The organism is Actinomadura madurae (assembly GCF_900115095.1).
In the GTDB taxonomy this organism is placed as follows: domain Bacteria; phylum Actinomycetota; class Actinomycetes; order Streptosporangiales; family Streptosporangiaceae; genus Spirillospora; species Spirillospora madurae.
Genome location: NZ_FOVH01000010.1, coordinates 159,122 through 184,629 on the forward strand (window position 1 = coordinate 159,122; position 25,508 = coordinate 184,629).

General features: G+C 72.3%; 20 protein-coding genes and 1 pseudogene. 17 read left to right on the forward strand and 4 right to left on the reverse strand.

From position 1 onward, the window contains the following. The first annotated feature begins 2 nt into the window (after positions 1-2). The 15 genes from BM339_RS26670 to BM339_RS26740 all read left to right on the forward strand — a co-directional run bounded on the left by BM339_RS26670 (position 3) and on the right by BM339_RS26740 (position 18,889). On the forward strand, positions 3-1,247 hold the full coding sequence (locus tag BM339_RS26670) for a bifunctional cobalt-precorrin-7 (C(5))-methyltransferase/cobalt-precorrin-6B (C(15))-methyltransferase (RefSeq protein ID WP_075022598.1): 1,245 nt from the start codon (positions 3-5) through the stop codon (positions 1,245-1,247). 13 nt (positions 1,248-1,260) lie between these two features. Then, positions 1,261-1,857, forward strand: coding sequence for a precorrin-8X methylmutase (locus BM339_RS26675; RefSeq protein WP_021597545.1), 597 nt, complete (start codon positions 1,261-1,263; stop codon positions 1,855-1,857). Continuing rightward, positions 1,854-2,873, forward strand: coding sequence for an Rv2231c family histidinol phosphate aminotransferase CobC (gene cobC / locus BM339_RS26680; RefSeq protein WP_075022599.1), 1,020 nt, complete (start codon positions 1,854-1,856; stop codon positions 2,871-2,873). Before BM339_RS26675 ends, cobC begins: the two co-directional genes overlap by 4 nt. Positions 2,874-2,888: 15 nt before the next feature. After that, the gene (gene cobT, locus BM339_RS26685) at positions 2,889-3,986 is read left to right on the forward strand and encodes a nicotinate-nucleotide--dimethylbenzimidazole phosphoribosyltransferase (protein ID WP_024935008.1); all 1,098 of its coding nucleotides are present in this window, start codon (positions 2,889-2,891) and stop codon (positions 3,984-3,986) included. 130 nt (positions 3,987-4,116) lie between these two features. After that, positions 4,117-5,355 carry a uroporphyrinogen-III C-methyltransferase gene (gene cobA / locus BM339_RS26690; RefSeq protein ID WP_021593094.1) on the forward strand — a complete coding sequence of 413 codons (1,239 nt, stop codon included), beginning with the start codon at positions 4,117-4,119 and terminating at the stop codon, positions 5,353-5,355. After that, a complete protein-coding gene (locus tag BM339_RS26695; protein ID WP_256255467.1) occupies positions 5,352-7,448 on the forward strand; it encodes a GTPase family protein in 2,097 nt (698 codons plus the stop codon). The genes cobA and BM339_RS26695 overlap by 4 nt, the downstream gene beginning before the upstream one ends. Continuing rightward, positions 7,445-9,154 (forward strand): GTPase family protein, encoded by a 1,710-nt coding sequence (locus tag BM339_RS26700; RefSeq protein WP_083597959.1) that lies wholly within the window; start codon positions 7,445-7,447, stop codon positions 9,152-9,154. The genes BM339_RS26695 and BM339_RS26700 overlap by 4 nt, the downstream gene beginning before the upstream one ends. Positions 9,155-9,237: 83 nt before the next feature. Beyond that, positions 9,238-9,708 carry a single-stranded DNA-binding protein gene (locus BM339_RS26705; RefSeq protein ID WP_075022600.1) on the forward strand — a complete coding sequence of 157 codons (471 nt, stop codon included), beginning with the start codon at positions 9,238-9,240 and terminating at the stop codon, positions 9,706-9,708. A 240-nt stretch (positions 9,709-9,948) separates the two neighbouring features. Further along, positions 9,949-11,241: a sensor domain-containing diguanylate cyclase gene (locus BM339_RS26710; protein ID WP_075022601.1), complete on the forward strand. Its 1,293-nt coding sequence runs from the start codon at positions 9,949-9,951 to the stop codon at positions 11,239-11,241. 391 nt (positions 11,242-11,632) lie between these two features. Then, on the forward strand, positions 11,633-13,294 hold the full coding sequence (gene ettA / locus BM339_RS26715) for an energy-dependent translational throttle protein EttA (protein WP_021593089.1): 1,662 nt from the start codon (positions 11,633-11,635) through the stop codon (positions 13,292-13,294). A 151-nt stretch (positions 13,295-13,445) separates the two neighbouring features. Next, the gene (locus BM339_RS26720; RefSeq protein ID WP_021593088.1) at positions 13,446-14,918 is read left to right on the forward strand and encodes an aldehyde dehydrogenase (NADP(+)); all 1,473 of its coding nucleotides are present in this window, start codon (positions 13,446-13,448) and stop codon (positions 14,916-14,918) included. Continuing rightward, positions 14,915-16,243 (forward strand): enolase C-terminal domain-like protein, encoded by a 1,329-nt coding sequence (locus tag BM339_RS26725; protein ID WP_075022602.1) that lies wholly within the window; start codon positions 14,915-14,917, stop codon positions 16,241-16,243. The genes BM339_RS26720 and BM339_RS26725 overlap by 4 nt, the downstream gene beginning before the upstream one ends. A 56-nt stretch (positions 16,244-16,299) precedes the next feature. Further along, positions 16,300-16,731, forward strand: a complete 432-nt coding sequence (locus BM339_RS26730) for an acyl-CoA thioesterase (protein ID WP_075022603.1) — start codon at positions 16,300-16,302, stop codon at positions 16,729-16,731. Then, positions 16,728-17,321 (forward strand): GNAT family N-acetyltransferase, encoded by a 594-nt coding sequence (locus BM339_RS26735; RefSeq protein ID WP_075022604.1) that lies wholly within the window; start codon positions 16,728-16,730, stop codon positions 17,319-17,321. The genes BM339_RS26730 and BM339_RS26735 overlap by 4 nt, the downstream gene beginning before the upstream one ends. A gap of 161 nt (positions 17,322-17,482) precedes the next feature. After that, positions 17,483-18,889 carry a S28 family serine protease gene (locus BM339_RS26740; RefSeq protein WP_218163764.1) on the forward strand — a complete coding sequence of 469 codons (1,407 nt, stop codon included), beginning with the start codon at positions 17,483-17,485 and terminating at the stop codon, positions 18,887-18,889. Positions 18,890-19,001: 112 nt separating this feature from the next. Here BM339_RS26740 and BM339_RS26745 read toward each other — a convergent pair whose 3' ends face one another. From BM339_RS26745 to BM339_RS26760, 4 genes and pseudogenes are all read right to left on the reverse strand, one after another. After that, positions 19,002-20,573: a glycoside hydrolase family 13 protein gene (locus BM339_RS26745; RefSeq protein WP_075022606.1), complete on the reverse strand. Its 1,572-nt coding sequence runs from the start codon at positions 20,571-20,573 to the stop codon at positions 19,002-19,004. A 24-nt stretch (positions 20,574-20,597) separates the two neighbouring features. Continuing rightward, a pseudogene (locus tag BM339_RS26750) lies at positions 20,598-20,963 on the reverse strand (globin); the annotation flags it as partial. Between the two features lie 61 nt (positions 20,964-21,024). Further along, a complete protein-coding gene (locus BM339_RS26755; RefSeq protein ID WP_083597961.1) occupies positions 21,025-22,065 on the reverse strand; it encodes a mechanosensitive ion channel family protein in 1,041 nt (346 codons plus the stop codon). 254 nt (positions 22,066-22,319) lie between these two features. Beyond that, positions 22,320-22,619, reverse strand: coding sequence for a hypothetical protein (locus BM339_RS26760; protein ID WP_075022608.1), 300 nt, complete (start codon positions 22,617-22,619; stop codon positions 22,320-22,322). 399 nt (positions 22,620-23,018) lie between these two features. On the opposite strand from BM339_RS26760, the gene BM339_RS26765 reads away from it, so the two are divergent. Beyond that, entirely contained in the window at positions 23,019-24,668 is a 1,650-nt protein-coding gene (locus BM339_RS26765; RefSeq protein WP_075022609.1) for an NsdA family TPR-like regulatory protein, read from the forward strand. A 6-nt stretch (positions 24,669-24,674) separates the two neighbouring features. After that, a complete protein-coding gene (locus BM339_RS26770) occupies positions 24,675-25,280 on the forward strand; it encodes a GNAT family N-acetyltransferase (RefSeq protein WP_075022610.1) in 606 nt (201 codons plus the stop codon). Positions 25,281-25,508 lie beyond the last annotated feature (228 nt).

The window sequence follows — 25,508 nt, forward strand, 5'->3', positions numbered from 1 at the left end:
CGATGCTGACGGTCGTCGGCCGTGACGGGTCTCCGCTGTGCGAGGCGGCCAGGCTGGCTCTGGAGAGCGCTTCGCTGGTGGTCGGTGAGCTTCGCCTGCTGAAGGATCTGCCGCTGGCGGCGGGCGCGCGGAAAGTCGCCACCGAGGATGTCGTCGAAGCCTTGCAGGGCGTCGATGTCGCCGAACAGGACGTCGTCCTCGTCGTGGACGGCGATCCCGGCTACTTCGGGATCGTCCGGGAGCTGCTCGAACAGGGCCACGCGCCCGAAACCTTCCCTGCGGCGCCCCTGGTCGCGAGGGCCTTCTCCCAGGCGGGCCTGCCCTGGGAGGACGCGCTGGTCGTCTCCGCCAAGGACGGCCATCTGAGGCAGGCCGTCAACGCGTGCCGCGCCCATCCGAAGGTCGCGGTCCTGACCGAGCCGGGTGCGGGCCCGGCCGAACTTGCGCGCGCCCTGTTCCCGGTCACTCCTCGTTCGTTCGTGGTCTGCGAGGACTTGGGCGGGCCGGGGGAGAGGGTGGTCTACGTCCGTCCGGCCGAGGCGACCACCCGTCCTTGGAACGACCCCCAGGTCGTGCTCGTCCTGGACAACCGCCACGCGCTCGGTCGATCGAGCTGGCTTTCAGGTGCGGCGCCCAAGGCCGCCGGGTGGGCGCTGCCCGCGGAGGCCTTCGGCGAGGGGCCGGGCCTTCGTCCGGAAGTCCGCGCCCTCGTCCTGGCCAAGCTGGGCCCCCGCATCGGCGACATGGTGTGGGACGTCGAATCCGGCGACGGCTCGGTGGGCATCGAATGCGCGCGCTTCGGCGCGGCCGTCGTCGCCGTCGACCGCGACTACGCCGCGTGCGAGCTGGTGCGGGAGAACGTCCGCCTGCACGGTGTGAAGGTCGCGATGGCCTCCGGCGACATCCGGTCCACCGCCGGCCACCTTCCCCAACCCGACGCGGTGTTCGTCGGCCCCGGATTCCTCGGACGGAGCGGACTGGAGGCCCTCCGCGCCTGCGCGGCCCTCGGCCCCTCCCGGGTCGTTGCCCTGGCCACGGCGGACGATGCCCAGGCCATACTGGACATGCTGGACGAGCAGGGCTTCACCGGCGACGCCGTCCGGCTCCAGGGCACCCCGCTGACCCCGCGGGGCGAGCCGGGAGAGCCCGTGACCGTCGTCTGGGGCGAGCGCGGCGCCCCGGCCCCCTCCTGGCGGCCGTCGCGGAAGAACCGCCCGATCGAGACCATTCCCGCCCCACCGGAGTAGCCGAGGAGCGCCGTTGACCGTCCGTCAGCCCCACCCGATCGAGGTGCGGTCGTATGAGATCCTGCGGTCCCGCGTCGATCTCTCCCCGATGCCGCCGCTGTGGCGGGCCGTGGCCGAGCGGGTGATCCACGCCACCGCCGACCTGGAGTACGCGGTGGACCTGGTGACCCGGGAGGAGTTCCTCGTCCAAGGCTGGGCCGCGCTCCGCGACGGGGCGCCGATCGTCACCGACGAGGGGATGGTCGCCGCCGGCATCAGCGCCCGCGACACGGTCTGCCACGCGGCCGACCCCGCCGCCGCGCGGATGGCCCGCGCCGCCGGCATCACCCGGTCGGCCGCGGCCGTCCGGCTCTCCTACTCCGAGGTCGGGCCCGGCGCGGTCTGGGCGGTCGGCTCCGCACCCGAGGCGCTCTCGGAGATCATCGCCCAACGGGTGAGCCCGGCCCTGGTCATCGGCATGCCGGTCGGCTTCGTCGGCGCCCGCGAGGCCAAGGAGGCGCTGCGCGCCGGCGGGCTCCCGCAGCTCAGCAACGTCTCCGAGAAGGGCGGGTCCGCCGTCGCGGCGGCCGCCGTCAACGCGCTCCTGTACTACGAGGCGGACCGGCCGTGACCGGCGACGTGGATCTCCGCCACCACGGGGACGCCGAGGTCGGCGGCGGGCTCGCGGACTTCGCCGTGAACGTCCGGACGGGCACGCCCCCGGAATGGCTGGCCGCGCGGATCCGGGCGTCGATCGGCGACCTCGCCGCCTACCCCGACCCGCGTCCGGCCCGCCGGGCGGTCGCCCGCCGGCACGGCAGGTCGGCCGAGGAGGTGCTCCTCACCGCCGGCGCCGCGGAGGCGTTCGTCCTGCTCGCGCGGGTGCTCGCGCCGCGCCGGGCGGTGGTGGTGCACCCGCAGTTCACCGAGCCCGAGGCCGCGCTGCGGGCCGCTGGGCACGAGGTGGAGCGAGTGGTCCTCGGCAAGGACTTCACCCTCGACGCGGTGCCGGTCCCGGACCACACCGACCTCGTCGTCATCGGCAACCCGACCAACCCGACCTCCGTGCTGCATCCGGCGGACGTCGTCACCGCGCTGGCCAGGCCCGGACGGACCGTCGTGGTGGACGAGGCCTTCATGGACTGCGTCCCGGGCGAGCCGGAGACCCTCGCCACCCGCCTGCCCCCGGGCATCGTGGTCATCCGGTCCCTGACCAAGACATGGGGGCTCGCCGGGCTGCGCGCGGGCTACGTCCTGGCCGACCCCCACCTGATCGGACGGCTCGCCGAAGCGCAACCGCTCTGGGCGGTGTCCACACCGGCGCTCGTCGCCGTCGAGGCGTGCTCCGCACCGGAGGCCGTCGCCGAGGCCGAGGCGTGGGCCGTCCAACTCGCCGCCGAACGCGACCGGCTCGCCGCGGAGCTGTCGGCAAGGGGCCTGTACGTCGTCCCGGAGGCGCGCGCGTCGTTCCTCTGCCTGTGCGTGCCGGACGCCCTCGGCCTGCGGGCCCTGCTTCGGCAACGCGGCTACGCCGTCCGGCGCGGAGACACGTTCCCCGGCCTCGGCCCGGACTGGCTGCGCATCGCCGTGCGCGATCGTCCGTCCAACGACCGGCTGCTGGAGGTGCTCGGTGAGCTGGGCATCTGACCCTGAAAGGACGCCATGAGCCTCATCGAGGACACGATCGCCTCCATCACGCCGCCGAACGAGGCGGCCATGCGGGACGCCCGCGACCACCAGGCCCGGCTCACCAAGCCGCCCGGGTCGCTCGGCGTCCTGGAGGAGGTGTCGGTCCGCCTGGCCGGGCTGGCCGGCCGGTGCCCGCCGCCGCTGCCGGAGCCGGCCGCCGTCGCCGTGTTCGCCGCCGACCACGGCGTGCACGCCCAGGGCGTCACCCCGTGGCCGCGGGAGGTCACGGCGCAGATGGTCGCCAACTTCCTGGCCGGCGGCGCCGTCGTCAACGCGTTCGCCGCCCAGGTCGGCGCCGGCGTCACGGTGGTCGACGTCGGGGTGGCCGCCGAGCTGGACGCCGCCCCCGGCCTGCTCGCGCGCAAGATCGCGCAGGGCACCGCCGACATGACGCTCGGGCCCGCGATGACCGCCGCCGAGGTCCGGCGGGCCGTGGAGACGGGCATCGAGGTGGCGCGCGACCTGGTCGCGGGCGGGGCGCGCTGCCTGGTCGCCGGTGACATGGGCATCGCGAACACCACCGCGTCAGCCGCGCTGATCGCCGCCTTCACCGGGCAGCCGCCCGAGCGGGTCACGGGCCGGGGGACCGGCATCGACGACGCCACCCACGCGCACAAGGTCGAGGTGGTCCGGACGGCCCTGGACCGGCACGGCCTGCTCGGCGGGGACGGCCTCCTCGGCGGGGCGGGCGCCGAGCCCCTGGAGGTCCTCGCGGCGGTGGGCGGCCTGGAGCACGCCGCGATCGCCGGGTTCGTCCTCGGCGCGGCGGCGCTGCGCGTCCCCGTCATCCTGGACGGGGTGATCTCCGGTGCCGCCGCCCTGGCCGCCGCCGCGCTGTGCCGCGACGCCCTCGGCGCGTGCGTCGCCGGACACCGCTCCGCCGAGCCCGGCCACGCCGCCGCGGTCGGCGAGCTCGGCCTGCGGCCGCTGGTCGACCTGGAGCTCCGGCTGGGCGAGGGAACCGGCGCGCTGCTGGCGTTGCCGCTGGTCCAGGGGGCGGTGCGGGTCCTGCACGAGGTCGCCACCTTCGACTCCGCCGGGGTGAGCGAGAAGGACGCCGGAGCGCCGTAACAGCGTGATCACGGAATGAGTCACGCTCGGCTATCGACTGCGCGGAGCCCCTCTCCATGAACTCCCCAACCCGAGTACCTTTGTTCCACAAAGACACCTGTCCGCCACCCGCGTCCGAGAGATCCGCCACGTGCCCCCGTACCTGCTAGGCCTGCGACTCGGCGGGCGACGCGTCCTCGTCGTCGGCGGGGGCCGGGTCGCCCAGCGCCGCGTGCCCGCCCTGCTGGACGCGGGCGCCGACGTCGTGCTGGTCTCGCCGGAGGTCACCGCCACCCTGGAGGGCCTCGCCGACCGCGGGCGCATCACCTGGCACCGGCGGCCCTACCGGCGCGGCGACTGCCGGGGCGCCTGGCTGGTGCAGGCCGTCACCGACGACGCCAAGGTCAACGGGGACGTGGTGGCCGAGGCCGACGGGGCGCGGATCTGGTCCGTCCGGGCCGACGACGCCGAGTCGTCCCCGGCCTGGACGCCCGCGAGCGGGCACGCGGGCGACGCGACCGTCGGGGTGCTGCTCGGCGGCGACCCCCGGCGCGCCGCCGGGATCCGGGACGCCGTGGTGACCGGGCTGCGCGACGGGGCGCTGGAATCCCGGCACTCCCGGCGCAAGCCCGCCGGCGTCGCGCTCGTCGGCGGCGGTCCCGGCGACCCGGGGCTGATCACCGTGCGCGGGCGGCAGCTGCTCGCGATGGCCGACGTGGTCGTCACCGACCGGCTCGCCCCCGGCGGGCTGCTGGACGAGCTCGCCGCCGACGTCGAGGTGATCGACGCCGCCAAGATCCCCTACGGCCGGACGGTCACCCAGGACCGCATCAACGAGTACCTGGTCGAGAACGCCCGGCAGGGGCGCTTCGTGGTCCGGCTCAAGGGCGGCGACCCGTTCGTGTTCGGGCGCGGCGGGGAGGAGGCCCTCCACTGCGCCCGCCACGGCGTGCCCGTCACGGTCGTCCCCGGCATCACCAGCGCGGTCGCCGTGCCGGCCGCCGCCGGCATCCCGGTCACCCACCGGGGCGTCGCGCAGGAGTTCCACGTCGTGTCCGCGCACGTCCCGCCGGATCACCCCGACTCGACCGTCGACTGGGAGGCGCTGGGCCGCGCGGAGGGCACGATCGTGCTGCTCATGGCGGTGGAGCGGATGGGGCTCATCGCACCGGCCCTCATGCGCTATGGTCGATCGTCCGGCACGCCGGTCGCCGTGGTACAGGACGGTACCCTTCCCGGCCAGCGGACGCTGACGGCGACGCTCGGCACGGTGGCCGGCGAGATGGCCGCCGGTGATGTCCGGCCCCCGGCGATCGTGGTCGTGGGCGACGTGGTGAACGTGGCACGAGAGATCGACGTGATTCGAGCGGACATGGGACGGGATCCGTGACACCCCCGGCAGAGCAGAGCACGGTCCACGACGAGGAGGCCGGCGCCGGCCGGGGACGCGGGATCGAGGAGCCCGCCCCCGGCGAGACCGCGGCGTCCGGCGAGAGCGCCGCGCCCGTTGGGAGCGCGGCGTCCGGAGACGACACCGACGCGTCCGAGAAGGGCACCCCCGACGCGGGAGGCGGGAAGACGGCGAGGAGAGAGCGAAGGTCCAGGAAGGGCGCGGCCGGGAAGGGCGCCGCGCCCCCGGAAGCCGTGAACCCGGACGCGGCGTCTCAGGAGGCCGCGTCCCCGGAAGACGCCGCACCCGGGCCAGCGGAGAAGCCCGAGCCCGCGGAGAAGCCCGAAAAGCCCGCCGCGCCCAGGCGCGGCAGGCGGCGCGCGCCGCGCGCCGGTGAGACGGTCCGGCAGGGCGAGCTGACCCGGGCCCTGGCCGCGCTGCGCGACCAGCTCGGCTCGTTCGAGTTCCTGCTGGACGTCCCCGGCGTCGAGCAGGCCCGCGAGGCCCGCGACGAGCTGCGCGCCCAGCTCGACGACTACGTCCTGCCCCGCATCCAGGCCGCCGGCGCCCCCATGCTGGTGGTGCTCGGCGGGTCCACGGGCGCGGGCAAGTCGACCCTGGTCAACACGCTCGTCGGCGCCCGCGTGAGCGCCACCGGCGTGCTGCGCCCCACCACCAGCAGCCCGATCCTCGTCTGCCACCCCGACCACGTGCAGTGGTTCATGGAGGGGCCGATGCTGCCGGGGATGGGACGGATCCGGGGTCCCGCACCCGACGCCATCGCGGGCGACCAACTGGTCATCATCGCCAGCGACGTGCTGCCGCCCGGCCTCGCGCTGCTCGACAGCCCCGACTTCGACTCCGTCTTCGAGGACCACTACGAGTTCGCGACCAAGCTCATGGCCGCGGCCGACCTGTGGCTGTGCGTCACCACCGCCGCCCGGTACGCCGACGCCCAGGTCTGGCAGATGCTCCAGCGCGCCAAGGAGAACGGCGCGACGATCGGCGTCGTCCTCTCCCGCGTCCCGCAGGGCGCCGGCGCCGGCGGCGGCGAGATCGTCGAGCACTTCGCCGAGATGCTCGACCGGCACGAGGTCGGCGACGCGCGGCGCTTCACCGTCCCGGAGACGCGGATCGAGGACAGCCGCCTCCCCGAGGAGGCCGTCGAGGACATCCGCGACTGGCTGACCGGTGTCGCCGAGGACGCCGAGGACCGCGAGATCGTCATCAGCGACACCCTCGCCGCCGTCCTGGACAGCTTCCGCACCCGCGTCCCGGAGGTCGCCCGGCAGGTCGAGGCCCAGGTCGGGCAGCGCACCGAGCTCGCCAGGGAGGTCGAGGCCGGGTACGGCACCGCGCTCGCCGAGCTCGACGAGGCCACCCGCAACGGCTCGCTGCTGCGCGGCGAGGTGCTGGCCCGCTGGCAGGACTTCGCCGGCACCGGCGACCTGCTGAAGTCCCTGCACGTGCAGCGGTCCCGGCGCGGCCGCGCCGCGAACCGGCGCCACCGCAGCCCCGCCCGGGTGCGCGCGCTCAAGGCGGCGCTGCGCAGCGGGCTCGAATCGCTCATCATGGCGTCCGCCGAGCACGGCGCCGAGCAGGTCCTCGCCCGCTGGCGCGACCACCCGGCCGGCGAGCAGGTCCTCGCCGGGGTGGACGCCGACCTCGGGCACGTCTCCCCTGAACTGTCGCGGCGCGTCACCCGCGCCGTGAGCTCCTGGCAGGACCACGTCCAGGAACTGATCCGCACCGAGGGCGTCACCAAGCGCTCGGTCGCCAAGCTGGTCTCGTTCGACACCGAGGCGGTCTCGCTCGTCCTGATGATCGGCCTGCTCGGCTACGGGACGTCCGACGTGGCCGTGGAGGGCGGCAACAGCGCCGTCCCGCAGCGGCTGCTGAAGGCGCTGTTCGGCGCCGAGTCCCTGCGCGGCATGGGCGCCAAGGCGCGCGCCGACCTGCGCAGCCGCATCGGGATGTTGTTCGACGAGGAGGCCATCCGGTTCGGGCAGGTGCTCGACTCGGCCGGCATCCCGGACGAGACCGTCCCCGTCCAGCTGTACCAGGCCACCTACAACCTCGAGGTTGCCCGATGACCACCTCGGCAATCCCCGCTAACTCGCCGGCGGGTACCGGCGGGTACCCGACCCTCGGCCCGTCCGGGCCCGGCGCCCCCGCCGAACCGGCCGGCCCGCCGGGGCTGGTCGAGCGGCTCGACGGCCTCGACCGGCTCGTCCGGGCGGGTCTCGGACGGCTCGACCAGCCCGTCCTGGACGACGCCGACGCGCTGCTGGAGCGGGCCGGGCAGCGGCTGCGGCTCTCCGGCGAGCACACCGTCGTCACCCTCGCGGGCGGCACCGGAAGCGGCAAGTCCTCCCTGTTCAACGCCATCTGCGGGCTGGAGCTGTCGCCGACCGGGATGCGCCGCCCGATGACGTCGAAGGCCCACGCGTGCGTCTGGGGACTGGACGGCGCCGGCCCGCTGCTCGACTGGCTCGACGTCGACAAGCGGCACCGGTACGCCCGCGCCAGCGCCCTCGACCTGGAGCGCGCCGATGCCAGCCTGCAGGGCCTCGTCCTCATCGACCTGCCCGACCACGACTCCATCCAGGCGATGCACCGCGCCGAGGTCGACCGGTTCGTCACGATCGCCGACCTGCTCGTCTGGGTGGTCGACCCGCAGAAGTACGCGGACGCCGCGCTGCACCGCAACTACATCGTGCCGTTCGCCCGGCACACCGGCGTCACGCTGATCGTCCTCAACCAGGTCGACCGGCTCGCCCCCCACGAGATCGACGACTGCGTCGCCGACCTGCGCCGCCTCCTGGAGGCCGAGGGCCTCGCCGACCCGCGGATCGTGACCACCGCCGCGGTCGCCGAGGACGGCGTGCACGGCTTCCGGGACGTCCTCGTCGACACCGTCGCCGCCCGCCGCGCCCGCACCGAGCGGCTGTCGGCCGACGTCGACCGCGTCGCCGAGCGGTTCACCGGCTACCGGCTCGACGCCGAGCCCCCGACCACGGTCGACGACGGGCGCAGGGCCGAGCTGGTCCAGGCCCTCACCGACGCGGCCGGCGCGCCCGCCGTCGCCGAGGCCATGGAGAGCGCCTACGAGCTGCGCGCGTCCGACTTCATCGGCTGGCCCGTCACCGCGATCATCACCCGGCTGCGGTCGGACCCGCTGCGCCGGATGCGGCTCACCGAGCTGCGCGAGGAGCTGCGCAACGCCTTCACCGGCCCGATCGGCGCCCAGCAGGGGGACGTGGACAACGCGCTCCAGAACGTCACCGAGGGCGTGGCCGCCGAGCTTCCGCCGCACTTTGGCCGCTCCGTCCGCACGGCCGCCCGCTCGCACGCCACCGAGATCCCGGAGGCGCTCGGCGAGTCGCTGAAGGAGGCCCTGCCCACGTTCAACGTGGTGCCGCGCTGGTGGTGGCTGGTCAAGACCTGGCAGTACTTCCTGGTCCTGGTCGCCGTCCTGAGCGTCGTGTGGATCGGCTTCCTCGTCGCGTACGGGCTGCTCGACATGGGCGGCGAGGACCCGGGCGGCCTCGTCGGGCAGGCGGGCCTGATCCCGTACGTGCTGATCCTGGTCCTGTGCACGCTCGGGATGGGGTGGCTCACCGCGTCCGCCTGCCGCAACATGGTCGCGCTGTCGTCCGCCAAGCACGGCGAGAAGATGGAGCACCACATGCGCCAGGGCATCGAGCGCGTCGCGCACGAGAAGGTGATCGAGCCCATCGAGGACGAGCTGGAGATCTACGCCCGGTTCCGCAAGGACGTGGACGTCGCCCTCGGCTGAGTTATCCACAGTTCCGCGTTCCGCGCCGCCACCCGGCCCGCCCGCGCCACCGTTGACCCGTACGCGAGACAACGGAGGACGCGATGAACGAGGCGCACGTCACCATCACCGGCTGGGTCGCGGCGGAGCCCCGCTACGCCGTGACGGCCAACGGGCATGCCTTCCTGTCGTTAAGGGTCGGCTGCACGCCCCGGCGCTTCGACCGGCAGACCGGTCAGTGGCAGGACGACGAGGCGCTGTACGTGACCGTCAACTGCTGGCGGCACCTCGCCGACAACGTCAACGCGTCCGAGCTGAAGCGCGGCACGCCCGTCCTGGTCAGCGGACGCCTGCGGATCCGCCAGTACGAGCGCGACGACCAGTGGCGCTTCTCCGCCGAGATCGAGGCCATGACGCTCGGCCCCGACCTGAGCCGGGGCACGGTCGACTTCCGTCCGGCCCAGCGCAGCGGCCCCCTCACCGACGAGGACCGGCAGCTCGCCCGCGACGCGGCCGACCAGTGGGCGCTGGGCGGTCCCGCCGAGGACGAGGAGGCCGAGCCCAAGGCGGCCTGACCCGCACGGGAGCGCGGCCGGCGGACGGTTCACCGTCGGTCTGCGCCCCCCGTACCACCGGGGGTTCTTGCGGCCTGGTCAGATCCAGGAAACGCCGCGCATGGTGGTATCCCCCTCAGGATGTGCCGGGCGGCCGGAGCGGCCACCGGCATGTGCGTTCCCGAACCTACCTGTTTCACGCCCCTTCCGCACACGTTGCAACTATCGTGTTACACAACGTGATGCGCGTAAGGGGGAAGGATGACGGCAGTGCAGTCGTCCGCCGAGGACCGTGGTGGGGAGCTGGCCCGCAGGCCCAGACGGCGGGCGCGACCGGGGCGCCGGGCCCTGCTCGTGGTCTACGTGCCGGTGGTCGTCGCCGTCCATCTGGGGCTCACCGTCGCGGGCCTGCTCGGGACCCCGTACCGGGGCGACGACCTGGCGACGTTCACCGCCCTGCTGGCATGCGGGGCGGTGTGCATCGAGGCGACACGCCGGCTCGGGATGCCCGCCGGCGTAGCGCGAGACCTGCTGTCCGCCTGGTGGCTGCCTGTCGCCCTGCTGCTCCCCCCGGTATACGCGCTGCTGATCCCCGTGCCGCTCCAAGCACTGCTCCAGTTCCGCGTGCGCCGCACGCTGATCTACCGGCGCGCCCTCGTCGCCGCGGCGCTCGGCATCGCCGGCGCGTGCGCGTCCATGGTGTTCCACCTGATGGAGCCGGAGCCGCTGGAGGGCGTCCCGCACTGGGTCGTCGAGGCCTGCCCGGGCATCCCGGCCGCCGTCGGCTGCGCGGCCCTGTTCACGGTGGTCAACGCCGCCATCGTCGCCGTCGCCGCCCACGCCGCGAACCCCGAGGGCCGCTGGCGCGACGTCCTGTGGACCCGCGAGAGCCTCCTCCTGGACGTGGTGGAGCTCTGCGTGGGCATCCTCGTGGCCATCACCAGCGCGCTGTCGCTGGGCCTGCTCTTCCTGGCCCTGCCCCCGGTGATGCTGCTCCAGCGCAGCCTCATGCACCAGCAGCTCCAGGCCGCCGCGCGCACCGACGCCAAGACGGGCCTGCTGAACGCCGCCGCCTGGCAGCGCGAGGCGGACACCGAGCTCTCCCGGGCCCAGCGCACCCACGACGCCGTGGCCCTCCTGCTGATCGACATCGACCACTTCAAGCGCGTCAACGACACCCACGGCCACCTGATCGGCGACCAGGTCCTCGTGGGCGTGGCCAGCACCCTCTGCCACCAGCTGCGCGACTACGACGTGGTCGGCCGGTTCGGCGGCGAGGAGTTCGTCGTCCTCCTCCCGGGCGCCGACACCGTGGAGGCATGCCGCGTGGCCGAACGCCTCCGCGGCCGCGTCCGCCGCCTGGCCGTCCCCGCGGAGGAGGGCACGGTCACGGTAACCGTCTCGGTGGGCGTCTCCCTCTTCCGCACCCACGGCCAGGACCTCCTGGAACTCCTGGCAGCAGCCGACCTGGCCCTCTACCGAGCCAAATCCTCCGGCCGAGACAGAGTCTGCCTCCCCGCGGTAGACAATGACCCCCAATCCACAGAAACCTGACCACCCTGCGAAGCCGCAGCGCACGTCTTGGCACGTCGCCACCCGCCAGGCACCGCCCGCCGCACCGCGGCCGCCGACCTGGGAGCGTCCAGGCCGCATCGCGCCCGAACCCAGACACAAGCAAAGCGAAACCCGCACCCAAGGGACGACCCGCACCCACTACTCCGCTGACCTCAGCCCTCGCCGCAACCACGCGACAACCTCAGTGGTTGCGATCGCGTCCGAAGGCAGGTTCGAGCTTGCGAGACCCTGATCGCGCAGCGAGCCGCCAGGCGAGTCGGAGTGATGCAGCGATCGCCCGCAGTGCCCGACGATGGAGGGCCGCCAGGCCCGAAGGAGGAGGGCACTGCAATAAAACCGAAGTGCGATGAAGACCCCCTAGGCTTGGGGGATGGCCGAGTACATCTACACGATGCAGCGTGTGCGTAAGGCACATGGCGACAAGGTCGTCCTGGACGACGTCACCTTGCATTTCCTCCCGGGCGCGAAGATCGGCGTCCTGGGGCCGAACGGCACCGGTAAGTCGACGCTGCTGCGCATGATGGCCGGTCTGGAGCAGCCTTCCAACGGCGACGCGCGTCTGATGCCGGGGTTCACGGTCGGCATGTTGCAGCAGGAGCCGCCGCTGAACGAGGAGAAGACCGTCCTCGGGAACGTGGAGGAGGGTGTCGCCGAGATCAAGGGGATGCTCGAGCGGTTCAACGAGATCGCCGAGAAGATGGCGACGGACTTCTCCGACGAGCTGATGGAGGAGATGGGCAAGCTCCAGACGGAGCTCGACCACCGCAACGCGTGGGATCTGGACAGCCAGCTGGAGCAGGCGATGGACGCGCTGCGCTGCCCGCCGGGGGACGCCGAGGTGGCGACGCTGTCGGGTGGTGAGCGCCGGCGGGTCGCGCTGTGCAAGCTGCTGCTGGAGGCGCCCGATCTCCTGCTGCTGGACGAGCCGACCAACCACCTGGACGCCGAGAGCGTGCAGTGGCTGGAGCAGTTCCTCGCGAAGTACGAGGGCACCGTCCTCGCCGTCACTCACGACCGGTACTTCCTCGACAACGTGGCGACCTGGATCCTGGAGCTGGACCGGGGCCGCTGCTACCCGTACGAGGGCAACTACTCCGTCTACCTGGAGAAGAAGGCGGAGCGGCTCAAGGTCGAGGGCAACAAGGACGCCAAGCGCAAGAAGCGGCTCCAGGACGAGCTGGAGTGGGTCCGGTCGAACCCGAAGGCGCGGCAGACGAAGAGCAAGGCGCGTCTGGAGCGGTACGAGGAGATGGCCGCCGAGGCCGCGAAGTACCGCAAGCTGGACTTCGAGGAGATCCAGATCCCGCCGGGTCCCCGGCTGGGCAACACGGTGATCGTCGCGGACAAGCTGACGAAGGGCTTCGGCGACCGGGTCCTGATGGACGACCTGTCGTTCAACCTGCCGCCGAACGGGATCGTCGGCGTCATCGGCCCGAACGGCGTCGGCAAGACCACGCTCTTCCGCATGATCGTCGGGGAGGAGCAGCCGGACGCCGGCGACCTGCGGGTGGGGGAGACCGTGAAGGTCTCCTACGTCGACCAGGGCAGGGGCGGCATCGACCCGAAGAAGACGGTGTGGGAGGCCGTCTCGGACGGCCTGGACCACATCAAGGTCGGGCAGGTCGAGATGCCGTCCCGCGCGTACGTGGCGGCGTTCGGGTTCAAGGGGCCCGACCAGCAGAAGCCGTCCGGCGTGCTGTCCGGTGGTGAGCGCAACCGCCTCAACCTGGCGCTGACGCTGAAGCTGGGCGGGAACGTCCTGCTGCTGGACGAGCCCACCAACGACCTGGACACCGAGACCCTGTCCAGCCTGGAGAACGCCCTCCTGGAGTTCCCCGGCTGCGCCGTGATCACCTCGCACGACCGGTGGTTCCTGGACCGCATCGCCACGCACATCCTCGCGTGGGAAGAGGGCTCGAACTGGTTCTGGTTCGAGGGCAACTTCGCCGACTACGAGAAGAACAAGATCGAGCGGCTGGGCGCCGACGCCGCCCGCCCGCACCGGGTGACGCACCGCAAGCTCACCCGCTGATCCGTGCCCCGGCCGGCCGCGTGCGGTCGGCCGGGCATGCGGTGATTCACGTTGGGCATCGCTCGATGCGTTCTTCGTGTTGGACAGGTATCGTTCGCGTCTCCTATCGTCCGAGGCAGGCACCCCTGCCCAGACGGAGGAGGACGGGACATTGGCGCAGCTCACCGGCGAGATGGTGATCGGCTTCGAGCGCGTCGCCGGGACGGGGCGGACGATCACCGCCGTCGATCCCCGCACGGGTGAACGCCTCGATCCCGCGTACGGCTACGGCGGCGACGCGGAGGTGGCGCGCGCGTGCGCGCTGGCGGACGAGGCCTTCGACGCCTACCGGGCCACGAGCGCCGAGGAGCGCGCCGCGTTCCTGGACGCGATCGCCGGGAAGCTCGACGACCTGGCCGGCACGCTCGTCCCGCGGGCCATGTCCGAGACCGGGCTGCCCGAGGCGAGGCTGACCGGCGAGGTCGCCCGGACCACCGGGCAGCTGCGCCTGTTCGCCGCCGACCTGCGGGCCGCCGACACGGTGACCGGCGTCGATCCGGCGGGCGAGGCCGGGCCCGAGATCAGGCAGGGGCGGGTTCCGCTCGGCCCGGTCGTGGTGTTCGGGGCCAGCAACTTCCCGTTCGCGTTCTCCGTGGCCGGCGGCGACACCGCGTCGGCGCTCGCGGCGGGATGCCCGGTGATCGCGAAGGCGCACGACGCGCATCCCGGGACGTGCGAGCTCGTCGGGCGGGCCGTGTCGGACGCGGTCCGCGAGGCCGGGCTGCCCGAAGGCGTGTTCTCGATGCTGTACGGGGACGGCCCGACGCTCGGCATCGCGCTCGTCACCGACCCGCGCGTCCAGGCGGTGGGCTTCACCGGGTCGCGGACGGCGGGGCTGGCGATCGCGAAGGCGGCGGCGGGCCGCCCGCGGCCGATCCCGGTCTACGCGGAGATGAGCAGCGTCAACCCCGTCTTCCTGCTGCCGGACGCCCTCGCGGAGAACGGCGGGGACCTGGCCGAGCAGTACGTCGGCTCCGTGACGCTCGGCGCGGGGCAGTTCTGCACCAACCCGGGACTCGTCTTCGCGGTGAAGGGCACCGATCTCGACGCGTTCCTGGACGCGGCGGCGAAGGCGATCGAGGCCGTCCCGGGGGCGCCGATGCTCACGCCGGGCATCGCCCGCGCCTACGCCGAGGGCGTCGGGCGGCTCGAAGACCACCCGCACGTGGAGATCCTCGCCCGGGGACGGGAACCGGACGCGGCGGCGGGTTGCCGCGCGGCCCTCGCGGCGGTCGACGCCGAGCACTTCGGCCCCGACCTGGAGGCGGAGATCTTCGGTGCGTGCTCCCTGGTCGTCCGGTGCGACGACCTCGACCAGGTCATCGCCCTGGCCCGCGGGCTGGAGGGGCAGCTGACCGCGACGATCCACGGGTCGGGCGAGGCCGCCGCGCGGCTGCTGCCCGTCGCGGAGCGGCTGGCCGGGCGGATCCTGTGGGGCGGGTGGCCCACGGGGGTGCGGGTCGGGCACGCGATGGTCCACGGGGGCCCGTTCCCGGCGACGTCCGACTCACGGACGACGTCCGTGGGGAGCCTCGCCATCGAGCGCTTCCAGCGTCCCGTCGCCTACCAGGGCGTGCCGCGATGAGCACGCCGGTCGTCACCGAGATGCGGGTCGTGCCCGTGGCCGGGCACGACAGCATGCTCCTCAACCTGGGCGGCGCGCACGGTCCGTTCTTCACCCGGAACCTGGTGCTGCTCACCGACTCGTCCGGGAACACCGGCGCCGGGGAGGTGCCGGGCGGCGAGGGCATCAGGCAGACGCTGGAGGACGCCCGCGAGCTGGTCGTCGGCAGGCCCATCGGCCGGTCGGACGAGATCCTCAACGCCTTCCGCGCGACGTTCGGCCACCTGGACGCGGGCGGGCGCGGCGCGCTGACGCACGACACCCGGATCATGGTCCACGCGCTGACCGCGATCGAGTCGGCGCTGCTCGACCTGCTGGGGCAATACCTGGACGTGCCGGTGGCGGCGCTGCTCGGCGACGGCGTCCAGCGCCGGACCGTCCCGATGCTCGGCTACCTGTTCTACATCGGTGACCGGAACAAGACCGACCTTCCGTACGAGGCGCCGCCGGAGGGCGCGGACGGCTGGCTGCGGCTGAGGCGCGAGGAGGCCCTCACCCCGGAGGCGATCGTCCGGCTGGCGGAGGCCGCGCGGGAGCGGTACGGGTTCGCCGACTTCAAGCTCAAGGGCGGCGTCCTGCGCGGAGACGAGGAGGCCGAGGCGGTGCGGGCGCTCGCCGAGCGGTTCCCCGAGGCCCGCATCAACCTGGACCCGAACGGCGCGTGGTCGCTGGACGAGGCGATCCGGATCGGCACCGGCCTCAAGGACGTCCTCGCCTACGCCGAGGACCCGTGCGGCGCCGAGCCGGACTATTCGGGGCGGGAGACGATGGCGGAGTTCCGCCGCGCCACCGGCCTGCGCACCGCCACCAACATGATCGCGATCGACTGGCGGCAGCTCGGCCACGCGATCCGGCTGGACGCGGTGGACATCCCGCTCGCCGACCCGCACTTCTGGACGATGCGCGGCTCGGTCCGGGTGGCGCAGCTGTGCGAGGCGTGGGGCCTGACCTGGGGTTCGCACTCCAACAACCACTTCGACGTGTCGCTGGCGATGTTCACCCACGTCGCGGCGGCGGCGCCGGGGGAGATCACCGCGATCGACACGCACTGGATCTGGCAGGACGGCCAGCGGCTGACCAAGGAGCCGTTCCAGATCGTGGACGGTGCGATCGGGCTTCCCGAGAGTCCCGGTCTCGGCGTCGACATCGACGAGGAGCGGATCGAGGAGGCGCACCGCCGGTATCTCCGGTACGGGCTGGGCGACCGGGACGACGAGGCCGCGATGGAGTACCTGGTCCCGGGCTGGACGTTCGACCCGAAGCGACCCTGCCTCGTCAGGGGCTGAACCCGCTGCGGGTAGCATCAGGCGACCCCGGTTCCCCCGTATCCCCAGGCGAGGACATGCAGCAGATGGCCGCGGCCGAGTACCGGCACGTCTACGAGTTCAAGATCAGGTTCGGCGACATCGACTCGCAGGGCCACGTGAACAACGTGAAGTTCCTCGGCTACCTGGAGGACGCGCGGCTGGAGATGTTCCACGGCGACCCGGTGCGGAAGGGGGAGAAGCCCGTCCGCGGGATGGTGATCTCCCGGCACGAGATCGACTACCGGATGCCGCTGCTGCCGACCGTGTACCCGATCCGGGTGGAGACGTGGGTGACCGAGGCCCGCGCGGCGTCGTTCAAGCTGGCCTACGAGGTGCGGGACGACGAGCACGTGTACGCCGAGGCGACCTCGACGCTCGTCGCGTTCGACGTCGAGGCGAACCGGCTGCGGCGGTTCACTCGGGAGGAGCGGGAGTTCATCGGGCGCTACGTGGCGCCCGGCGCATGACGGCCCTCGCCGGTCCGCCGCCTGCCCTGGACGGACGCCGGTCCGGGGTGCGGCTGCGGGTCGTCCAGGTGGCGGACGCGGAGGCCCTCGCGGCGTTGTACGAGGCGAACCGGGAGTACCTGCGTCCCTGGGAACCGGAACGGGACGACGCGTACTACACGGTGGAGGGACAGCGCGACAACCTGCACGACCTGGCCGAGGCGTACGCGGCGGGGGAGATGTGGCCGGGCGTCATCGTCGTCGACGACGAGGTCGCCGGGCGGATCACGCTCAACAACGTCCTGCGCGGCCCGCTCCAGAGCTGCTTCGTCGGCTACTGGGTGGCGCGGGCGCACGCCGGCCGGGGCGTCGCCACCGAGGCGCTCGGCCAGGCGCTGGACGTGGCCTTCGGTGCGCTGCGCCTGCATCGCGTGGAGGCGTTCACGAGGGTCGACAACCACGCGTCCCAGCGCGTTCTGGAGCGCAACGGGTTCACGCCCGTGGGAACGGCCCGGCGCCACATTCATCTGGACGGGCGCTGGCACGATGAACGGCTTTTCGAGTGCCTTGCCCCGTGGGACGACGGAATCGCCCTCGTTCCACCGACCTGATCAGGGAAATCCGCACTGCCCCGGTGACAACTGCGCCGTCACGGATAGGTAACAAGCGCAACAGCGATCCGTTTTCGGCCCACTTCTCCCTCTAGTGTCGCGACGCAAATGTGGAGAACCCACGTGAAAGGGGCACAATGCGGCGCGTCTCACGAGGAGCGATGGCACTGCTGCTCGCCGCCGGCATGACCGGGGCGGGCGCCAGCGCGGCGCAGGCGGTCACGACCCGGGCGGGCACCGCCACGGCGGGTGCCGCCCAGGCGGGCGACGTCCTCGCCCAGCTCAAGGCGATCCCCGGAATGCAGGTCACGGAGAAGGCCTCGACCCTGCCGGGCTACCGCTGGTTCTGGCTTGAGTACAGGCAGCCTGTCGACCACCGCAACCCGCGCGGGCAGTGGTTCGAGCAGCGCATCATGCTGCAGCACAAGGCGGCCGACCGTCCGATGGTGCTCTACACCAGCGGCTACGACACGCCGGAAGTGATGTTCACGTCCGAGCCGACGGCGCTGGTGGACGGCAACCAGATCTCGGTCGAGTACCGGTACTTCACTCCGTCCCGTCCCGAGCCGACGGACTGGAAGAAGGACACGATCTGGCAGGCCGCCACCGACGAGCACCGGCTGATCCGCGCCCTCAAGACCATCTACAAGGGCAAGTGGATCTCGACGGGCGCCAGCAAGGGCGGCATGACGGCCGTCTACCACAAGCGGTTCTACCCGCGCGACGTCGACGGCAGCGTCGTGTACGTCGCGCCGAACGACGTCAGCAACAACGACGACCGCGCCTACGACGAGTTCTTCCGGACGGTCGGCACCGACCCCGAATGCCGCGCCCACGTGAAGGGGCTCGCACGAGAGTTCCTCAAGCGCCGCCCCGCGATGCTCGAACGCTTCAAGGCCGCCGCGGACGAGAACGGCTGGACGTTCACCATCCTGCGCACGCAGGACCGCGCTTTCGAGAACTCGGTGATGGACTACGAGTGGGCGTTCTGGCAGTACAGCCTGCAGTCCGACTGCGCAGACCTTCCCGCGGTGAACGCCACCGACGACGAGCTGTACAAGACGCTCGACACGATCTCCGGGCTGTCGTTCTACAGCGACCAGGGTCTCTCCCCGTACATCCCGTACTACTACCAGGCGGGCACGCAGCTCGGCTGGCCGTCGCCGAAGTTCAAGCACCTCCGCCCGCTGCTGCGGTACGAGAGCAGCTACCAGCCGCGCACCTACGTCCCGCGTGACATCCCGATGCGGTTCGACAACGGGCGGGCCATGCGCGACATCGACCGCTGGGTGCGCGGGAACGCGAACCACATGCTGTTCCTGTACGGCTCCAACGACCCGTGGGGCGCCGAGCCGTTCCGCCTCGGGCGCGGCAGCCGCGACTCGGCCGTCTACGTCGCCCAGGGCATGAACCACAGCGGCCGCATCATCACCGCGCTGCCCGCCGACGAGCAGTCGAAGGCGATCGCCTACGTCAAGCGCTGGGCGGGCGTCGAGGCCGGCGCGCAGACGCTGAAGTCCGCACCGCGCGCGGACGACCCGCTCCAGCTCCAGCGTCCTCCGCTGTAGCGGACACATCTGGAGCGAACTCGCGGTGTGCCGCCCGTGCACTGACCCCTTGCACGGCGCGGCACACCGCGCTCGCTTGCCCGGCCCCCGCAACGAAGCTCGCTGGCCTCGTTCAGGCGGTTTGGAGCCAGGCCGCCGTGTTTTCCGGAAGCAGGTCGCCGTACAGCGGGGTACTGGTCAGCAGCGGCGTGCCCGCCGGGACGCGCACGGGGTTCTCGCCGCAGTTGAGGGCGACCGTGAGCGGCCCGCGACGGAAGAACAGGGCCGTGTCGGGGGAGTCGAGCCACTCCAGGTCGTCCGGAAGCCCGTCCCGCAGGCGGCGGCGCAGCGCGAGCGCCTCGCGGTACCAGGCCAGCATGGAGGACGGGTCGGACGCCTGGGCCTCGGCGGTCATGGACGCCCACCCCTCCGGCATGGGCAGCCAGGGCCGGACGCCGTCGGGGGAGAACCCGTACGGCTCGGTGGAACCCGACCAGGGCAGCGGGACGCGGCAGCCGTCCCGTCCTGCAAGCTCCCCGTTCGTCCGGTACCAGATGGGGTCCTGCCGGGCCTCACCGGGCAGGTCGGCCACCTCCGGCAGTCCGAGTTCCTCGCCCTGATACAGGTACGCCGACCCTGGAAGCCCCAGAAGTAACAGCAACGCCGCCTTGGCCCTGGCATATCCGATTCCGGGGACGCCTTCCGGCTGCTCGTAACGGGTGAGGTGGCGCACGGAGTCGTGACTGGACAGCACCCATGTGGGGGCCGCCCCGGTAGGAGCGACGGCCTTCAAAGCGGCGACGATGACCTCCCGGAACGCCGCGGCCGACCACGGAGCCAGTTGCAGGTCGAACTGGAAGACCTGATGCAGTTCGTCTGGACGCAGATAGAGCGCGAGGTCCTCCGGTCCGTCCGTCCACACCTCGCCTATCGCCATGCGGTCCCCGTCGTACCCGTCGAGGATCTGCCGCCATCTGCGGTACACGTCATGGACTTCCGGACGGCTGTACATGGGGCCGTTCAGCGCCCGGCGCTCCTGCCCGCCGAGGTCGCGGAACGACTCGTCCTTGAACAGCCCGGCGGCGACGTCGATGCGGAAGCCGTCCACCCCGCGGTCGAGCCAGAACCGGAGGACGTCCTCGAACTCGTACCGCACCTCCGGGTTGCGCCAGTTGAAGTCCGGCTGCTCGGGCGCGTACAGGTGCAGGTACCACTCGCCGTCGTCCAGCCGCGTCCAGGCCGGGCCGCCGAACGCGGACGGCCAGTCGTTCGGCGGCACCTCCCCGCCGGGACCATCCCCTGGCCTCCCGGACCGGAAGATGTAGCGCGACCGTGCGGGCGACCCCGGCGGCGCGGCCACCGCCTCGCGGAACCAGCGGTGCCGGTCGGACGAGTGGTTCGGGACGATGTCGACGATCAGCCGCATCCCGTGGGCGTGGACGTCCGCCACCAGGGCGTCGAAGTCGTCCAGCGTGCCGAAACGCGGATCGACGTCGCGGTAGTCGGCCACGTCGTAGCCGCCGTCCGCCAGCGGGGACGTGTAGAAGGGGGTGAGCCACAGCGCGTCCACGCCCAGGTCGCGCAGATGGCCGAGCCGGGAGCGGATCCCCTGGAGGTCGCCTTCACCGTTCCCGTCGGAATCGGCGAAACTGCGGACGTAGACCTCGTACACGACGGCGTCGCGCCACCACGGGATTCGCGTCATACACGGCGATCTACCCGCTTATGCCGGAGCGTTCACCATGCTCTGCGCCGCCATCGTGAAGTAGCCCCAGAGCTGCCGCTCCAGGTCTTCGGGCAGGCCCAGCTCGTCCACGGCCGCCCGCATGTGCCGCAGCCACGCGTCCCGCTCCGCCGGCCCGATGACGAACGGGACGTGCCGCATCCGCAGCCGCGGATGGCCGCGCCGCTGGCTGTAGGTGGTCGGGCCGCCCCAGTACTGGATGAGGAACAGCCGCAGCCTCTCCTCGGCCGGGCCGAGGTCATCCTCGGGGTACATGGCGCGCAGTTCGGGGTCGCTCGCGACGCCCTGGTAGAAGCGGTGCACCAGCCGGTGGAAGGTCTCCTCGCCGCCGACCGCCTCGTAGAAGGTCACCTGTTCAGCCATAGCGCTCTCCACCCTATGTGAGCCGCGCCCCGGTTCTCACCATGATCCACTAGGGCGCGGGGGTGGCGACCGTGACGCCCGCCTCGTCGAACGCCCGCTTGACGCGTTCGCGCAGCTCGCGGGCGATGTCGCCCTGCTTGCCCGGCGCCGTCTTCAGCACGACGCGGATCACGATCGCGTCGCCCGCGAGGGCCTGGACGCCCCACACCGACGGCTCCTCCAGGATCGCCTCGCTCCACGCCGAGTCGGCGGCCATCGCGTCGGCTGTGGCCTGCAGGATCTCCTTGACCTTCTCGGTGTCCTCGTGGATGTCGACCGGGATGTCCAGGACGGCGCGGCCCCAGTTCTGCGACTCGTTCCCGACCTTCTTGATCTCGCCGTTCGGGACGTACCAGACGACGCCGTCCATGTCCCGCATCCGGGTGACCCGCAGCGTGACCGCCTCGACCGTCCCCTTCGCGGTGCCCACGTCGATGAAGTCGCCCACGCCGTACTGGTCCTCCAGCAGCATGAACAGCCCGGCGAGGAAGTCCTTGACGATGTTCTGCGCGCCGAAGCCGACCGCGACGCCGATGACGCTGGCGCTGGCCAGGATGGGGGCGAGGTTGAGGCCGAGCGAGCCGAGGATGCTGAACGCGGCCGTTCCCATGATGACGATGGACGCGACGGAGCGCAGCACCGAGCCGAGCGTCTGGGCGCGCTGGGCCCGCCGCTTGTTCAGCAGGGCCGGGCTGCCCTCGAAGACCGTCCGGGACCGTTCCCGGACCCTCTCCGACATGGTGCCCTCGGCCATCCGGAGCGTGACCCTGGTGATCATGCGGTGCGCGATGTTCTTCACGATCAGCGCGATCACGAAGGTGACGATGATCCAGAAAAGCGTGCTGAGCGGCGTGTCGAGCCAGGTGGCGTAGAACCGGGTGAAGTCGTCGCTGTGGCTGATGTTCCAGACGAGCCGGCACGTCACGGTGGGGTCCTGGCTGTTGCATGCCCTCTCGGGGGTGCCGTCCTGGGCCCAGGGCAGGACCCCGGCGGCCGGCGACGCGGCGAGCGACACGCTGAAGGGCGCGCTGAGCGGCGCGGCGAATGACATGTGCGGCAGACCCTCCCCGGCCGTTGTGGTGCCTCGACACCTCGCCGTGGACCCGCGGCGGGTACGAGCCCGATCGTAGGGGACGGGGCCGACCGGTTCGTACGGCGCCTGGCGAGGTGACGCGAACCGGCCGGGGAGGGACTTCGGGCGAACGTGTCCCGCGGATCCGCGGCTGCCGCGCCGATCCGCCGCGGCCCGCGGGACACGCCCGGTCTTACGGGCGTCCGGCCGTCCGGACGCCCGGGTCTCGGGGGCTAGGAGCGTCCGCTCACCCCGTGGCGCAGCGGCTGGAGGACGTGCGCCAGCTTGTGGGCGGCGCCGCCGACGTCGTCGACGTGGTGCATGCGCTCTCCCCACGACCACCAGAAGTAGTGGTCCTTGCTCTCGGGAGCCGGCGCGCAGGTCACGTCCTCCGCGAGGCTCGCGGCCTCGGGGTTCACGACCCGCAGGAAGGCCGGGCCCGACCGGGTCCGGACGACCCGGGCGACGAGCCCCCGCGTGTCGAGCTCGTGCTCCAGCTCCTCCAGGTAGCCGACGCGTCTGTCGCTGACCACCTCTCGCACCCCCTCCGGTTAAGGCGAGCACACCCTTGGCGAGCTCCGCGGCGGGCCCATCCTTGATCGACTCTGCGGATCCGTCCGGTCACTCGCCGCGAGAATTGCAACTCTCACGGTGGCGGGTCAAGAGACCGGCCGTCCCGCGAAGTACCGGATTACCCCACCTCAGAGGAAGGCTCCCTCCCCTCGGAGGAAGAATCTCTACCCGCGGGGGGCGTGACAGCCTCCGGACGTCGCCTGTTCTCCGGAATCGCTTGGCCGGGCCTGTGACCAGGGTTACGCTGCGTGCGCGAGAGATTATCTGTCGTGGCCGTAAAGCGACCGGTCGCCGTGGCAGGGACGATCGTCCACCCCCGACGGGGCGGCGTCCCGACCCGACGGTGAGGAGGCCGGAGGATGTCGGATCCCCCCCGAAAAGAGACCGACGTGGCTCGCCGGATCCGCGCGCATGCCCTGGCCCGAGGTCGTCCCCCGGTCGAGATCGCGCAGGAGATCCACGAGCAGTGCGGGCCTCTGTTCGGCACCAGCCGGGTCAAGGCGCACCGCCTGGCCCACGGTGTCGCGCTGTCCGACATCGTGGCGCAGGTCAAGGCACTCTACGAGGTCGACGGCAAGCCGCCGCCCCGGCTCGGGGAGACGCTGCTGTCCGCCTATGAGAGCGGGTACAAAAGACCCGGCCCCGAGTACCTGCACTACCTCTGCGCCGTCTACCGGGTCGAACCCGACGCCCTCGACTACCAGAGTCCCTGCATCTGCGGCCGCGGCCACGCGGTCCGCTCGGCGGGCGCCGTGAGCGTCCCGCAGCCGCGCACGCCCGACCGGCGCGCGGCACCCGACCCCGGCGCGCTCGTCGGGGCCATCGTCCCCAGGAGCGACGACCGCCCCTGGGCAACCGTGAACGAACTTCGGGGCGCCGACCGCGCAGGTGCCCCCCTGACCATTGATGTAGGAGAGGAGGACATCGTGCTTCGTAGGACCCTTCTGCAACTTCTGGCCGGAGCGGGCGTGGCGCTCGACGGTCAGTTCCTTGGGGCGGTCGACAACCTGCGCCGCAAGATGGACGACACGCTCGTCGGCGCGACCGTCTCGCCGACCATGCTCGACCAGTGGGAGGAGACCACCTACGGCTACGGCCGGCAGTACCAGGCGACCCCTTCCCTCCGGATGCTCTGCGACGTGCTGCTCGACTTCAGCGAGGTGCGTCGCATGTGCGACAAGCGCCAGCCCGTCGAGTTGCAGGAAAGGCTGTGCCGGATCGCCGCGCAGCTGTCCGGGCTGTCCGGTCTGATCATGATCAACCTGGGCGACCACCGGCTGGCCCGCTCGTTCTTCCGGACGGCGCGCACCGCCGCCGACGAGACCGGCGACCGGCAGCTGCGCGCCTGGGTGACCGTGCGGGAGTCGCTCGTGCCGATGTACTACGGCGACCCCCGCGAGGCGCTGCACCTGGCCCGCAAGGCGCAGGACCTCGCCGGCCGCACCCCCGGTGTCGCCGCCGCCATGGCCCCCGCCGTCGAGGCGCGCGCTCTCGGCATGCTGGCGATGCGCGGGCGCGGCGACGCCGCCCCGAGCGCCCGCCGCGCCCTCGTGCGCGGCCGCTCTGTCTTCGACCAGCTTTCCAAGACCGACACCTCCGACCTCGTGTTCGGGTTCACCGACCGGCAGATGGCCTTCTACGAAGGTGACACGTTCACCAATCTCGGTGACCACCAGCACGGCGACGAGGTGCTCAGCCACGCCCTCACCCTCTACGCGCCCACCGACCGCGTCGACCTGACCCTGGTGCGCCTCGACCGCGCGATGTGCAAGCTGCACGCCGGGCAGCCCGAGGCCGCGCTGACCGCCGGCCAGGAGGCCATCCTCGATCTGCCGTCCGACCACCGGTCCGACATCCTCGTGCACCGGGCGCGGCAGATCGGCGCGGCCGTCAACGCCAAGTGCGGTGAGATCCCGCAGCTCAAGGACTTCTACGAGGCGCTGGCCGGTCCCTGGGTGACGAGTCCCACCCAGGACCGGCCCGCGGTCCGTCCGGGTGAGCAGGTCTGACCGGGCATGGGCACGCCTGACAGCACGTCCTGGCAGGGCCACCACACCCTCGTCCGCCTCCAGGACGAACCACCGGTGTGGAGCTACGGAGACCTGAGACTGCGCCGCTATAGCGCCCCCGACCACGGCACCGTCCTCGCCCTGCACCGCGAGGGCCTCGCCCAGGTCGGCCTGCGCCCCGGCGACGGCGTCTACTACGACCACGACTTCTTCCGGATGGAGGACATCTATCTCCGCAACGACGGCGAGTTCCTCGTGGGCGAGCTGGACGACCGGATCGTCGCGATGGGCGGCCTGCGCCGCGCCGACCTGATCCCCGGCGGCCACGCACGCGCCTACGGCGGCTACGCGCCCGGCAGCCCCGTCCTCGACGCCGTGGAGATGGTGCGGCTGCGCGTCCTGCCCGCCGTGCAGCGCCGCGGCTACGGCGCCGCCCTCGTCCAGGCGCTGGAGGAACGCGCCGCCGAGTACGGCTACCGCGTCCTCCGCGCCGACACCACCGAGTTGCAGCCCCCCGCCCTCGCCCTCTACCGCAAGTTCGGCTGGACGGAGACCCGCCGCGAGACCATCGGCGGCATCGTCAACATCTACCTGGAGAAACGGCTCCGCTGAGACCCCCGAGCCGCGGCGGTACCGGTAGCGCGGCCCGGTCCCGCCGCGGCTCCGGGCCAAAAGCCGCGCCCCCGAGCCAGGGAAAGGCGCGCGCGGAGCGGTAGCCACTACTGCGCAGAGCTCAGCCGCCACCGCAACAACCTGGGGACCGCGATCGCGTCCGAAGGCAGCGGCGAGCGAAGCGAGACCCTGATCGCGCAGCGAGCCGCAAGGCGAGTCGGAGCGATG